This window comes from Nocardioides agri, assembly GCF_013778305.1.
GTDB lineage: Bacteria > Actinomycetota > Actinomycetes > Propionibacteriales > Nocardioidaceae > Nocardioides > Nocardioides agri.
In genome coordinates this window covers 699,274-711,895 of the sequence record NZ_JACEIC010000001.1, presented here as the reverse complement: position 1 = coordinate 711,895, position 12,622 = coordinate 699,274, and the positions used below count along the sequence as shown (strand labels likewise).

The window sequence follows — 12,622 nt, the reverse complement described above, 5'->3', positions numbered from 1 at the left end:
CCCCGACCTGTAGCCGGAGATGTAACTCCGAGTTACATTTTCGGGTATGACCCTGATCCAGAGCCTCCGGCCCGGCGGTAGGCACGGGCTCGCCTCCAGCGAGCGGCGCGACCCGATCGGGTACGCCGTGGCCGCGCTGGGCAAGCTCGCGCAGAGCGACCTCCTCGACCGTCTCGGCGTGCGGAGACAGACCGAGCAGGCGGTGTTCACCGCCACCCGGGGCGGGTTCCGCACGATCACGAGTGCCGGCCGGACGTTCACCCGGCGCGGCACCTCCGACGCGGGCGCCCGCCCGGCGGCGGCGCCGCGCACCGGCGTCTTCGACCTCACGCCGACCGAGGACGAGCAGATGCTCGTCGACGTCGTGACCGAGCTCGCCACCGACGTCCTGAGGCCGGCGGCCGCCACGGCGGACGAGGCATGTGCCGCCCCGGACGAGGTCCTGACGGCCGGGCGCGAGCTCGGGCTGCCGATCCTCGGGCTGCCCGAGTCGCTCGGCGGCGTCGCGGAGGAGCGCTCGGCCGTCGCCGGGGTGCTGGTCGCGGAGGCTCTCGCGCACGGCGACCTCGGGCTCGCCGTGGCGTCGCTCGCGCCCGGGGCGGTCGCGACGTCGATCGGCCTCTGGGGCACCGACGCGCAGCAGCAGACCTACCTCCCGGCGTTCGGCGGCGACGACGTGCCGGCCGCCGCGCTGGCCCTCAACGAGCCGTCCGTCCTCTTCGACGTGCTCCGTCCCGCCACCACGGCCCGGCGCACCAGCGACGGCTTCGTGCTCGACGGGCTGAAGTCCGCGGTGCCGCGCGGCGCCGACGCTGAGCTGCTCATCGTCGGAGCGTCGCTCGACGGTCGCCCCACGCTCTTCCTCGTGGAGGCGGGCGCCGACGGGCTGGAGATCGAGGCGGACCCGGCGATGGGGGTGCGAGCGGCCGGCCTGACGAAGCTGCACCTGCACGGCGTGCAGGTCCCTGCCGACGCCGTGCTGGGGGAGACCGACGGGTCGACGTACGCCGAGTGCGTGCGGCTCTCGCGGCTGGCATGGTGCGCGCTCGCCGTCGGCGTCGGCCAGGCGGTGCTCGACTACGTCACGCCGTACGTCAAGGAGCGCGAGGCGTTCGGCGAACCCGTCGCGCACCGCCAGTCGGTGGCGTTCATGGTCGCGGACATCGCGATCGAGCTGCAGGCGATGCGCCTGCTCACCTGGAAGGCCGCCTCGCGCGCGGCCGCGGGCGAGGACATCGCCCGGTCGGTCGGGCTGGCCCGCAGCCTCTGCGCCGACAAGGGCATGCGGATCGGGCTCGACGGCGTGCAGCTCCTCGGCGGCCACGGGTTCGTCAAGGAGCACCCGGTGGAGCGGTGGTACCGCGACCTCAGAGCGATCGGCGTGATGGAAGGCGGTGTGCTGGTATGAGCATCTGGCTGGACGACCCGAAGCGGCTCAAGCCGCTCGTGGGCCAGGCCCACCAGGTCGCGATGAACATGCTGCGGCCGATCTCGCGCAAGTACGACAAGGCGGAGCACGAGTACCCCAAGGAGCTCGACATGCTCGCCGCGATGATCGACGGGCTCGCCGAGTCCGGCGCGAGCGAGGGCGCCGGCGCGGCCGGCGTGAAGCGCTCCGACGAGGGCGACGACGGCTCGGTCAGGAACGGCACCAACCTGGCCTCCGTGATGTCGATCGCCGAGATGTGCTGGGGTGACGTGGGCCTGCTGCTGTCGATGCCGCGCCAGGGGCTCGGCAACTCCGCGATCGCGTCGGTGGCCAACGAGGAGCAGCACGAGCGCTTCGACGGCCTGTGGGCCTCGATGGCGATCACCGAGCCGGGCACCGGCTCGGACTCGGCGAGCATCCGCACGACCGCCGTACGCGACGGCGACGAGTACGTGCTCAACGGCGAGAAGATCTTCGTGACGTCGGGGGAGCGGTCGGACGCCGTCGTCGTCTGGGCGACGCTGGACCGGGAGCTCGGCCGGGCGGCGATCAAGTCGTTCGTGGTGCCCAAGGGCACGCCGGGGATGACGGTCGAGCGGCTCGAGCAGAAGCTCGGCATCAAGGCGTCGGACACGGCGACGATCCGCTTCGAGGACTGCCGGGTGCCGGCCGACAACCTGCTCGGCTCGCCCGAGATCGACGTGAAGCAGGGCTTCGCCGGCGCGATGGCGACCTTCGACAACACCCGGCCGCTCGTCGCGTCGATGGCCGTCGGCTGCGCGCGGGCCGCGCTCGACCTGACCCGTGACCTGCTGGCGCAGGCCGGCGTGGAGGTCGATCACGACCGGCCCGGCCTCGTGCAGTCGGCGGCCGCCGCCGCGCTGCTCCGGCTCGAGGCGGACTGGGAGGCGGCCTACCTGCTGATGCTCCAGGCCGCATGGATGGCCGACAACCGCAGGCCCAACTCGCTCGAGGCGTCGATGGCGAAGGCCAAGGCCGGGCGGGTCGGCTCCGACATCACGCTCTCCTGCGTGGAGCTCTGCGGGACGCTCGGCTACAGCGAGGCCGAGCTGCTGGAGAAGTGGGCGCGGGACTCGAAGATCCTCGACATCTTCGAGGGCACCCAGCAGATCCAGCAGCTGATCGTGGCGCGGCGGGTGCTCGGCCTGACCAGCGCCGAGCTCAAGTAGTCAGCGGCGCGAGGCGCTCCAGGTCGGCCGCGTCCGCCAGGTCGGCGAGCGCCACGAACACGGTGTCGACGCCCCGGTCGGCCAGTGCGCCGTACCGGTCGCGCTGCTGGCCCGGGGTGCCCGCATGGGTGCGCTCGGCGTACGCCGCCGCGGGCGTGCTGCCGCGCAGCCGCTCGACCCGCGCCCAGGTGTCCTCGCGGTCCCGGCCGATCGTGGGCAGGTCGAGCACGGTGATCGTGACGTCGGTGCCCTCGAGCGCGGCGATGGCCCGGTCCACGTTGCCGGTCGCGACGTTGACGCCGTCGGCGAGCCGGCGCGCGATCCGCAGCGTCCGAGCGCCGGCGCCGCCCAGGATGATCGGGATGTCGTGCGCCGGGCGCGGGTAGCCCGTGGTCTCCGGCAGGCCGGCGGCCGCCTTGGTCCCCGGTGCCCAGAGCGCGCGCATCGTGGCGATCGCTGCCTCGACGTCGTCGAGGCGCTCGCGGGCGGGCGGGAAGGACAGGCCGTACGCCGCGTGCTCGCGCTCCCACCACCCCGCCCCGAGACCGACGAACGCGCGGCCGCCGCTGAGCGCGTCGAGGGTGGCGGCCGCCTTGGCGGTGATGCCGGGGGCACGGAACGTCACCGGCGTGACGAGGGTGCCGAGCTCGAGCCCGGTGTCGAGGCCGGCGAGCAGGCCGAGCGTCACCCAGGGCTCCGGGATCGGCTCCCAGGCGCGACCGACCTGGGGGATCTGGATCAGGTGGTCCATCAGTGCCAGCCCGGCGAACCCCGCCTCGTCCGCGGCGGTCGCGACCGCCGAGAGCCAGCCGGCCGGTGCCTCTCCCCACGGGAACCGGCTCACCTGCAGCACGAACCGCAGTCCCTGGGAGCTGCGCCGCTCGTCGCGCCGCCCGGTGGGCCGGTCCGGGCGCTCGGGTATCCCGTCGGGCTCGTCACCGGGTCCGGCGACGCGCTGGACGATGTCCCACCCCTCCAGGTCGAGGGCGGCGCCGAGGGCGCTGACCTTCCCGAGCTGCGCGGTGAGCGCCGGCGCCGGGACCGGCCGGTCCCGCGCGCGGTTGCGGCGGCGACAGACGTCCGGGGGAGTGTCGAGCAGGACGACGACTGCCGGCAGGCCGGCGTCGCGCGCGGCGGTGCACCACGCCGTACGCCGTCCCTCGTCGAGGCCCAGCGTGTCGACCACGGTGGTGAGGCCGCGGCGCAGTCGCGCGGCGACGACGCGGTCGAGGATGTCGAAGGCCTCGGCAGACGCGTCGAGGTCGTGCGGCCCGCTCCCCACGACGCCCCGCAGCGCGTCGGAGGAGACGACCTCCTCGGCGCGGTAGCGCTGCGCGGCCCAGGTCGACTTGCCGGAGCCCGATGCCCCGACCAGGACCACCAGCGCCGGGTCGGGGAGCCCGCCCGTCGTGCTCAGCCCTTGTCGGGGTCGGCGGCCCGGGCGCCGATCTCGGCCTCGCTGGCGACCGCCTTGGTGACCGCCGGGTCGAGGAGGGGCGCGGCCTCGGGTGCCGGCGCCTTCTTCGCAGGCGCCTTCTTGGCCGGCGCCTTCTTGGCCGGGGACTTCTTGGCCGGCGCGTTCTTGGCCGGTGCCTTCTTCGCTGCCGTCTTGCTGCCGGGCGCCTTCTTGGCGGCCGCCTTCTTCGCGGGCTCCTTGCGCGGGGGCAGCTTGTCGCTGGGCGTCGACGGCGCGGCCCTCTTCGCGGGCGGTGCCTTCTTGGCGACGACGCGCGCCACGTCGGTGGGCTTCGGTGCGACCTCCGTGCCCCCGCCCCCGGTCGACACGGTCGACCCGGTCGGTTCGACGGGCTCGACGGGCTCGGCGACGCGCAGGTCGGGCCGGCCACTGCCGTACGGCGGCGGCGACGGCTCCCCGCCACCCGACAGCCGGTCCGCGACCTGACCCGCCACCTGGCCGGCCACGGTCAGCCCGAGCGAGACCACCCCGCGTACCTGCCCGGCCGCCTTGCCGACCGATCCCTTCGGATCGGCGACCACCCCGCCGACCGTCCCCACGACGGCGTCCTGCAACTTCTGGATCGGGTTCCTGCGGGCCATGCGCGTCCCCTTCGGCTGGTTCGTCGGCGGTCCTGCGTGTCGCTCTCTGGATTGAAGCATGTACCCAGAACCGGCCGGCTCACAGGCCGAGGGCCGTTGCCGTCTCTGACAGCCACACGTTCGTCGTCGACGTCCCCGCTGCGGAGCACGCGGACGGTGCTAGCCCACCAGCCCCGCTGCGCCCGACGGAGCGGCGACCAGGTGCTGCGGTGCGCGGAAGCCGGCACCGGCGAACGCGATGTCCACGGCGGCGACGACGGCGTCGAGCCGGTGCTCGGGGACGACCGCGATCGAGGAGCCGCCGAACCCGCCGCCGGTCATCCGGGCGCCCAGGGCGCCGGACTCGACGGCGGCGGAGACCGCGAGGTCGAGCTCCGGGCAGGAGATCTCGAAGTCGTCCCGCATCGACGCGTGCGACGCGGCGAAGAGCGGGCCGACCGCCTGCCAGTCGCGGGCGCCGACCGCGTCGACGGTCGCGGTCACGCGCGCGATCTCGGTGACGACGTGCCGCGCCCGCCGCCGCACGCGCTCGTCGGTGAGCGAGGCGACGCCGTCGGCCGTGGCCCGCCGCAGCGACGGCACGCCGAGGGCGGCGGCTGCCTCCTCGCAGTCCGTACGACGGGCGGCGTACCCGCCGTCGACGAGGGCGTGCTGGACGCGGGTGTCCGTCACGAGCAGGCGCAGGCCCGCCTCGGCCAGCGGCAGCGGCACCGGGGTCGACGCGCCGGACTCGAAGTCGATGAGCAGGGCCGCGTCGGCGGCGGCCAGCATGGAGATCGTCTGGTCCATCCCACCGGTCGGCGCCCCCGCGACCTCGGTCTCGGCCCGGATGCAGGCCGCGATGACCTCGTCCCTGACCGGACGGGACAGCTCGATGCCGAGCACGGCGCACGCGGCGACGGCGACCGAGCACTCCAGGGCGGCGGAGCTGGACAGCCCGGCGCCGAGCGGCACCGTGCTGTGCACGAACACGTCCATCCCGGGCACGTCGTGCCCCTGCTGCGCCAGCGCCCAGAGCACGCCGGCGGCGTAGGCCGCCCAGCCCTCGACGGCGCCCGGTCCGAGCTTGTCGACGGTGCCCGACCACGGCTCGGCCTCGGAGCTGAGCAGCCGGACGACCCCGTCCGTGCGCGGCGCGACGGCGGCGTACGTCGCGTGCGCCAGCGCGACCGGGAGGACCAGGCCCGCGTTGTAGTCGGTGTGCTCGCCGATCAGGTTGACGCGCCCCGGCGCCTGCGCCACGACCGCCGCGGGCCGCCCGAACGCGTCCTCGAAGCGGGCGGCGGCCGTGGCGGCGAGCTCGGCGGGGTCTCCTGCGTCGACGTGCGGCATGCGCACACCCTAGGGGGACACCTAGAGTGGTCCGACGTGCAGTTCCTCCACGCGACGAAGCCCGCCCACGACCTGACCTACGACGACGTCTTCGTGGTCCCGCGGCACTCCGCGGTGAGCAGTCGCTACGACGTCGACCTCGCCACCGCGGACGGCACCGGGGCGACGCTCCCGCTCGTCGTCGCGAACATGACCGCGATCGCCGGCAAGCGGATGGCGGAGACGGTCGCTCGTCGCGGTGGCCTGACGGTGATCCCGCAGGACATCCCGACCACCGTGGTCGCCGACGTCATCGCGGAGGTGAAGTCGCGGCACCACGTCTTCGACACCCCGATCGAGCTCGCCCCCCACCAGACCGTGGCCGAGGCGCTCTCGCTCATCCCCAAGCGCGCGCACCGCGCGGCGGTCGTCGTGGACGGCGGCCGGCCCGTGGGCATCGTGTCCGAGGCCGACTGCTCCGAGGTCGACCGGTTCGCCCAGGTGCAGCAGGTCATGCAGCCGGTCGAGGTGCGGCTCACCGCCGACGCCGACCCGCGCGAGGCGTTCGACGCGCTCGACGCGGCCCGCGCGGCGCTCGCGGTCGCCGTCGACGCGGACGGGTCGCTGGTGGGCGTGCTCACCCGCACCGGCGCGCTCCGCGCCACCCTCTACACCCCGGCCGTGGACGCCTCCGGAGGTCTGCGCATCGCCGCCGCCCTCGGCGTCAACGGCGAGGTCGCGGTCCGGGCCAAGGAGCTGCTCGAGGCGGGGGTCGACTGCCTCGTCGTCGACACCGCGCACGGCCACCAGGACCGCATGCTCGAGGCCCTGCGCGCCGTACGCGCGCTCGACCCGCAGGTGCCGGTCGCCGCCGGCAACGTCGTCGACGCCGCAGGCGCCCGGGCGCTGATCGAGGCCGGCGCGGACATCATCAAGGTCGGCGTCGGTCCGGGCGCGATGTGCACCACCCGGATGATGACCGGCGTCGGCCGCCCGCAGTTCTCGGCGGTGCTGGAGTGCGCCGAGGCGGCGAGCGCGCTCGGCCGGCACGTCTGGGCCGACGGCGGCGTGCGGCACCCGCGCGACGTGGCGCTCGCGCTCGCCGCCGGTGCGTCCTCGGTGATGATCGGCTCGTGGTTCGCGGGCACGCACGAGTCGCCCGGCGACCTCCTGCACGACGCCGAGGGCCGAGCGTTCAAGGTCTCGTTCGGCATGGCCTCCGCGCGCGCCGTCGCCAACCGCACCAGCACGGAGTCGGCCTACGACCGCGCCAAGAAGGGGCTCTACGAGGAGGGCATCTCGTCGTCGCGGATGTACCTCGACCCGGCGCGCCCCGGCGTCGAGGACCTCATCGACGAGATCTGCTCGGGCGTCCGCTCCGCGTGCACGTACGCCGGGGCGCGCAGCCTCGCCGAGCTCCACGAGCGGGCGGTCGTCGGCGTGCAGTCGGCGGCCGGCTTCCACGAGGGCCGGCCGCTCGCGACGTCGTGGTGATCAGTCGCGCGAGCTGCGCTCGGTGCGGCCGCGCACGATCCCGATGAACCGCTGCACCCACGGGTCGTCGTTGTCGATCCGCCACGCGAGCCCGACCTTCGTGGGCTCGAGGTCGGTGACGACGCGGTAGGTGACGTCCTTGCGGTGGTGCAGCCGGGCGATCGACATCGGCACGACGACCACCCCGGTGCCCGAGGCGACCACCTCGACCGCGTCGGCGACCGTCATCGGGGGCCAGGCGAGCTGCTCGGCGTCGGGCGTCCAGCCGGAGCGGTGGGGGAGCACCAGCTGCTCGTCGGCGAGGTCGGCGAGGGTGACCTCCTCGGTGAGCGTCAGGAGGTGCTCGACCCCCATGACCGCGACCGGGAGCTCGTCGTAGAGCGGGATGCAGTGCAGCCCGTCCCGGTCGATCGGCAGCCGCACCAGCGCCATGTCGAGACGCCCGTCGCGGATCCCGGCCTCCTGCTCGTCCTCGGTGACCGGGACGAGCTCGAGCGGGTCGCGCGCGTAGCGCTCGCGCCAGGTGCGCGCCCACTTGTCCGGGGTCGCCCCGGTGACGAACCCGACGTCGAAGTGCCCGAAGGCACTACTCATGGCCCGGGGCTCACGCGGTCGTGGAGCGACCGGCGTACCAGCGCCAGGCCGCGGTGACCACGAGGGCACCGACGAGCGAGCCGATGATGCCGGTCGCGTGCAGCTCGAGACCGTCCCCCGACAGGAGGCTGATCAGGAGTCCGCCGACGAACGAGCCGACCAGCCCGGCGACGATGGCGAGCGTCCAGTCGATGCTGCCGCCCTCCCGACCCAGGATCAGCTGGGCGCCCGCGCCGATGATCATGCCGAACAGGATGATTGCCAGGATGAGCATGGATCGATCCTAGGGTCACCCGCTCTCTCCGAACTGCTCCACGCGGATCGTGTCGGCCGGAATCCCCGACTCCTCGAGCAGCCGGGTGGCGTAGGACGCGAACCCGACCGAGCCGCAGACGTAGGCGCGCTCGACGCCGTCGAGGTACGGCGCGAGCTCGTCGTGGTACGGCGGGGCGGCCACCCGGTCGGTGAGGTTCTCGCGGGTCAGGGCGATGAACGCGCCGTACCTCTGGAGCTCGGCGGCGTACGGCAGCTCCTCCCAGGTGCGCGCCACGACGACCACCCGCAGCCGGTCCTGGAGTCCGAGCCGGCGGGCGTAGCGGGCCATGGCGACGATCGGCACCACGCCGGACCCGCCGGCGACGCAGATGGCCGGCACGTCCCCCTCCCAGACGAACCAGCCGCCGATCGGGCCGCGCAGCTCGAGCACGTCGCCGACCTCGGCGACGTCGTGGAGGTGGCCGGACACCTCGCCGCCGGGGAGGCACTCGACCATCAGCTCGAGCAGCGGGTCGTCGGGGTCCGACGCGATCGAGTAGGAGCGCTGGGCGGTGTAGCCGTCGGGCGCGCGCAGGCGGACGACGTAGTGCTGCCCCGGGAGGTGGTCGACCCGGTCGTCGACGTGGAGGCGCAGCCGGACCAGTCGGTCGGTGGGATGGTCGAGCTCGATGATCGTCCCGGTGGTCCAGTCGCCGGTGGGCGCCGTCACGGGTCGCCCTGGTAGCGCTGCTCGAGCCACGGGTCGCCGCGGTCGTGGTAGCCGTTCTGCTCCCAGAAGCCCGGCCGGTCGCGCTCCATGAGCTCGAGCCGGGTGATCCACTTCGCCGACTTCCAGAAGTAGAGGTGCGGCACGAGCAGCCGCACCGGTCCGCCGTGGTCGCGCGTGAGCGGCTTGCCGTCGACCTCCCACACGACCCAGGCCTTGCCGCCGGTGACGTCGTCGAGCGGCAGGTTGGTGGTGTAGCCGGTGGTCGAGTGCGCCATCACGAAGCGTGCCTCCGGCAGCGGCATCGCGGCCTCGAGCAGCGTGTCCACGCTCACCCCGCGGAAGGTCATGTCGAACTTCGACCAGGTCGTCACGCAGTGGATGTCACCGACGTACGCCGACGCCGGCAGCGCCTGGACGTCGCGCCACGTCCAGGTGTGGGGGCGGCCGACGAGGCCGTCGACCGTCATCGTCCAGGTCTCGACGTCGAGGCGCGGCGTGGCCTCGGCCGTCAAGGTCGGCCAGGAGCTGCCGGCGTCGTACTGCCCCGGCGGCAGGCGGTCGGGACGTTGGGGTCGCTTCTTGCCGAAGAAGCCTCGGGTGACGGGCACGCTCCGAGTCTGGCACGCACGCTCAGACCGGCGTGATGGGCAGCGACCGCCGTGGCTCGAACGCGAACGTCGAGCCGGTGCTGAACCGGGTCACGGCGACCTCGCCCGCCTCCGGCGCGGGGACCTCTCTGCGCACGACCGTCGCGGTCCACGCCGCGTCGCCGCCCTCGACCTCGACGTCGAGGTGCGCGTCGACCGCCCGCACGACGGCCTGCAGCGCCGCGGTCCGGCCGGGGCCGCAGAGGTCGATCCAGGCGCCGTCGTCGTGGGCGGCGGAGGGCCGGACGACGAGGCGGTCCGCGCTCACCTCGGCGTCGACGTACGCCGCCGGGTTGAGCAGCGGGTGCAGCTCGAGCACCCGCAGGGCACCCGCGCTGGTGGCGGGCAGGCCGAGGGCGCGCCGGATCCGCTCGGCGCCGATCCCGGCGACGCCGACGAGCTGCTTGGTGGCGATCTCCGTGGCCTGGTCGTCGTCGCTCGCCCGCTTCTCCACGGCGAGGCGGAAGGAGATGTTGAGCAGGTGCATCTGCAGGCAGACCTCGTCGGCGATCCGCACCAGCGCCGAGTGGGAGAACGCGCCGAAGTCGACGTCGGAGAGCAGCGCGCCCGCGTAGTCGGACGTGCCGTCATCGGCGGGGTCGATCGGGTCGAGCTCGAGGTGGGCGGCCCGGGTCCGCTCCACGACGTAGTACGGCGCGAGCGGCGTGGCCTCCGGGTGGGCCTCGTCGATGGTCACCGTCCAGGCGCAGTGCGGGTGGCGGTCCGCCGGGGTGCGCGGGGGCCGGTGCACGGGCCGCACCTGCGCCCTCGGGTTGGTGGCCACCGCGGTCGCGTCGAACGTGGGGTCCTCGATGTCGTGGCACATCGAGCGGACGTAGGCCTCGCCCATCGGCTCGACGTCCATCAGCGCGCCGCAGTGGTCGAGGTGGAAGGTCCCGTGCCAGCGGTCCTGCACGTCGTAGCGGAAGTCCATGAACTGCGGGGGAGCACCGATGTCGAGCTGCAGTCCCTTGAAGATCGTGACGACGTCGTTGCCCTCGTAGCCCAGCGCGCGCTGCATCCGCCGGGTGTAGACCGGACTCGACCCGGCCCACTCCTCGATGGCCACCTGGGCCATCTCCTCGCGGCCCCAGGCCGAGATGCACCACGCCATCCCCGACCGGTCGATGAGCTGGCCGAGGAGGAGCAGCTCGGGGACGAGCGTGGCCAGCTCGGCGCGGCTCAGGCTGGCGTACCTGCTCGGCATGGGACCTCCGTCGGGGGACCGTCGACAACTAGAACGTGTTGCAGTCTAGGACGACGTCGCCTAGTTTGACACGTGTCAAGACGAGGGAGGGGCGGGCATGGCGGAGACGGTCCAGCAGCTGCTGCGCGAGCGGGCTGAGGACGACGGCGTGGCGGTGCGGCACGGCGAGGAGAGCTGGACGTGGCGCGAGCACGTCGCCGAGGCGTCGGCGGTCTCGTCGGCGCTCATCGGGGCCGCGGAGCCCGACCGGCCGCTCCATGTCGGCACGCTGCTCGGCAACGGCCCGGACATGCTGCGGATGATGGCCGCGGGCGCGCTCGGCGGCTTCACGCTCTGCGGGATCAACAACACCCGCCGCGGCGAGGGGCTGCTCAAGGACGTGCGCCGTGCGGAGTGCCAGCTGCTGGTCACCGACGCCGAGCACCGGCCGCTGCTGGACGGCCTGGACCTGTCCGGCGTACGCGTCCTCGACACCTCGTCGCCGGAGTGGGCCGCGCTCGTCGCGGGGGCCGGGCCGCTGGTCCCGCACCGCGAGGTCGACGCGATGGACACGTTCATGATGATCTTCACCTCCGGCACCAGCGGCGACCCCAAGGCCGTCCAGGTCAGCCACCTGATGGTGCTCTTCTCCGGCCTCAACCTGCAGGGCCGCTTCGAGCTCGGGCCTGGCGACGTCTGCTACGTCTCGATGCCGCTGTTCCACTCCAACGCCGTGGTCGCCGGCTGGAGCCCCGCCGTGTGCGCGGGCGCGACGATCGTGCCGGCGCGGTTCAGCGCGTCGAGGTTCCTCGCCGACGTGCGCCGCTACGGCGTGACCTACATGAACTACGTCGGCAAGCCGCTGGCCTACGTCCTGGCGACACCCGAGCAGCCCGACGACGCCGACAACACCCTGCGCGTGGCGTTCGGCAACGAGGCCAGCGATCGCGACATCGACGAGTTCAGCCGCCGCTTCGGCTGCGACGTGTGGGACGGCTTCGGGTCGACCGAGCTGGCCGTGATCATCACCCGCGAGCCGGGGACGCCTGCAGGCTCGATCGGGAAGGGCTTCGACGGGGTCGCGATCTACCACGCCGAGACGGTGACCGAGTGCGCGGTCGCCGAGTTCGACGCCGACGGCAAGCTCGTCAACGCCGACGCGGCGGTGGGGGAGCTGGTCAACACGACCGGCGGCGGCTACTTCGGCGGCTACTACAACGACCAGCAGGCCAACGACGACCGGATGCGCCACGGCATGTACTGGTCCGGCGACCTCGCCTACAAGGACGCCGACGGGTGGATCTACCTCGCCGGCCGCACTGCGGACTGGATGCGGGTCGACGGCGAGAACCTCGCCGCCGCACCCATCGAACGGGTGCTCCAGCGGCTGCCCGCGGTCAACCGGGTCGCGGTCTACGCCGTGCCCGACGAGCTCGTCGGCGACCAGGTGATGGCCGCGATCGTCCTCCAGGACGGTGCGACGCTCACGCCCGGCGAGCTCGAGGAGTTCCTGGCCACCCAGGCGGACCTCTCCGCCAAGGCCTGGCCCCGCTACGTGCGGGTCGCGCCGGACCTGCCGAGCACGGCGACCAACAAGGTGCTCAAGCGGGAGCTCGCGGCCCAGGGACCGACCGCCGGCGACGGCGTCCTCTGGACCCGGGAGGCACGCGGCACGGCGTACGGCGTCGTCGCCGCCGTCTGACGTCTCCGGCGGTAGCATCTCCGCGG

At 73.7% G+C, this 12,622-nt stretch carries 12 protein-coding genes; 4 read left to right on the top strand and 8 right to left on the bottom strand.

All coding sequences use genetic code 11. The features are described 5' to 3' along the window. Positions 1 to 46: 46 nt before the first annotated feature. Complete coding sequence (locus tag HZF07_RS03625; RefSeq protein ID WP_157347007.1) at positions 47 to 1,408, top strand: acyl-CoA dehydrogenase family protein; 1,362 nt, start codon at positions 47 to 49, stop codon at positions 1,406 to 1,408. Beyond that, positions 1,405 to 2,619 carry an acyl-CoA dehydrogenase family protein gene (locus tag HZF07_RS03620; RefSeq protein ID WP_157347005.1) on the top strand — a complete coding sequence of 405 codons (1,215 nt, stop codon included), beginning with the start codon at positions 1,405 to 1,407 and terminating at the stop codon, positions 2,617 to 2,619. Before HZF07_RS03625 ends, HZF07_RS03620 begins: the two co-directional genes overlap by 4 nt. Here the strand turns inward: HZF07_RS03620 and HZF07_RS03615 are convergent. From HZF07_RS03615 to galK, 3 genes are all read right to left on the bottom strand, one after another. After that, on the bottom strand, positions 2,612 to 4,000 hold the full coding sequence (locus HZF07_RS03615) for an LLM class flavin-dependent oxidoreductase (protein ID WP_309504388.1): 1,389 nt from the start codon (positions 3,998 to 4,000) through the stop codon (positions 2,612 to 2,614). The two genes, HZF07_RS03620 and HZF07_RS03615, sit on opposite strands and share 8 nt — an antisense overlap. A gap of 32 nt (positions 4,001 to 4,032) precedes the next feature. After that, positions 4,033 to 4,677, bottom strand: coding sequence for a hypothetical protein (locus HZF07_RS24300; protein WP_198346528.1), 645 nt, complete (start codon positions 4,675 to 4,677; stop codon positions 4,033 to 4,035). Between the two features lie 159 nt (positions 4,678 to 4,836). Continuing rightward, a complete protein-coding gene (galK, locus tag HZF07_RS03605) occupies positions 4,837 to 6,009 on the bottom strand; it encodes a galactokinase (protein ID WP_157347003.1) in 1,173 nt (390 codons plus the stop codon). 36 nt (positions 6,010 to 6,045) lie between these two features. On the opposite strand from galK, the gene HZF07_RS03600 reads away from it, so the two are divergent. Then, positions 6,046 to 7,482, top strand: coding sequence for a GuaB1 family IMP dehydrogenase-related protein (locus HZF07_RS03600; RefSeq protein WP_181644722.1), 1,437 nt, complete (start codon positions 6,046 to 6,048; stop codon positions 7,480 to 7,482). Here HZF07_RS03600 and HZF07_RS03595 read toward each other — a convergent pair whose 3' ends face one another. The 5 genes from HZF07_RS03595 to HZF07_RS03575 are packed head-to-tail and all read right to left on the bottom strand — an operon-like array spanning position 7,483 to position 10,915. Further along, positions 7,483 to 8,076: a LysR family substrate-binding domain-containing protein gene (locus tag HZF07_RS03595; RefSeq protein WP_157347001.1), complete on the bottom strand. Its 594-nt coding sequence runs from the start codon at positions 8,074 to 8,076 to the stop codon at positions 7,483 to 7,485. A gap of 10 nt (positions 8,077 to 8,086) precedes the next feature. Beyond that, positions 8,087 to 8,350, bottom strand: a complete 264-nt coding sequence (locus HZF07_RS03590; protein WP_157346999.1) for a GlsB/YeaQ/YmgE family stress response membrane protein — start codon at positions 8,348 to 8,350, stop codon at positions 8,087 to 8,089. Between the two features lie 15 nt (positions 8,351 to 8,365). Further along, on the bottom strand, positions 8,366 to 9,061 hold the full coding sequence (locus tag HZF07_RS03585) for an FAD-binding oxidoreductase (protein WP_309504384.1): 696 nt from the start codon (positions 9,059 to 9,061) through the stop codon (positions 8,366 to 8,368). Next, the gene (locus HZF07_RS03580; RefSeq protein ID WP_181644721.1) at positions 9,058 to 9,669 is read right to left on the bottom strand and encodes a sulfite oxidase-like oxidoreductase; all 612 of its coding nucleotides are present in this window, start codon (positions 9,667 to 9,669) and stop codon (positions 9,058 to 9,060) included. Before HZF07_RS03580 ends, HZF07_RS03585 begins: the two co-directional genes overlap by 4 nt. A gap of 22 nt (positions 9,670 to 9,691) precedes the next feature. After that, positions 9,692 to 10,915 carry a hypothetical protein gene (locus HZF07_RS03575; protein ID WP_157346997.1) on the bottom strand — a complete coding sequence of 408 codons (1,224 nt, stop codon included), beginning with the start codon at positions 10,913 to 10,915 and terminating at the stop codon, positions 9,692 to 9,694. A gap of 97 nt (positions 10,916 to 11,012) precedes the next feature. Between HZF07_RS03575 and fadD1 the strand changes: the two genes are divergently transcribed. Then, positions 11,013 to 12,596 carry a fatty-acid--CoA ligase FadD1 gene (fadD1, locus tag HZF07_RS03570; protein ID WP_157346995.1) on the top strand — a complete coding sequence of 528 codons (1,584 nt, stop codon included), beginning with the start codon at positions 11,013 to 11,015 and terminating at the stop codon, positions 12,594 to 12,596. Positions 12,597 to 12,622 lie beyond the last annotated feature (26 nt).

Coding starts and splice junctions, on each gene's coding strand:
- HZF07_RS03575 (WP_157346997.1), bottom strand. CDS start 10,915: ATGCCGAGCAGGTACGCCAGCCTGAGCCGCGCCGAGCTGGCCACGCTC.
- fadD1 (WP_157346995.1), top strand. CDS start 11,013: ATGGCGGAGACGGTCCAGCAGCTGCTGCGCGAGCGGGCTGAGGACGAC.
- HZF07_RS03620 (WP_157347005.1), top strand. CDS start 1,405: ATGAGCATCTGGCTGGACGACCCGAAGCGGCTCAAGCCGCTCGTGGGC.
- HZF07_RS03595 (WP_157347001.1), bottom strand. CDS start 8,076: ATGAGTAGTGCCTTCGGGCACTTCGACGTCGGGTTCGTCACCGGGGCG.
- HZF07_RS03590 (WP_157346999.1), bottom strand. CDS start 8,350: ATGCTCATCCTGGCAATCATCCTGTTCGGCATGATCATCGGCGCGGGC.
- galK (WP_157347003.1), bottom strand. CDS start 6,009: ATGCCGCACGTCGACGCAGGAGACCCCGCCGAGCTCGCCGCCACGGCC.
- HZF07_RS24300 (WP_198346528.1), bottom strand. CDS start 4,677: ATGGCCCGCAGGAACCCGATCCAGAAGTTGCAGGACGCCGTCGTGGGG.
- HZF07_RS03625 (WP_157347007.1), top strand. CDS start 47: ATGACCCTGATCCAGAGCCTCCGGCCCGGCGGTAGGCACGGGCTCGCC.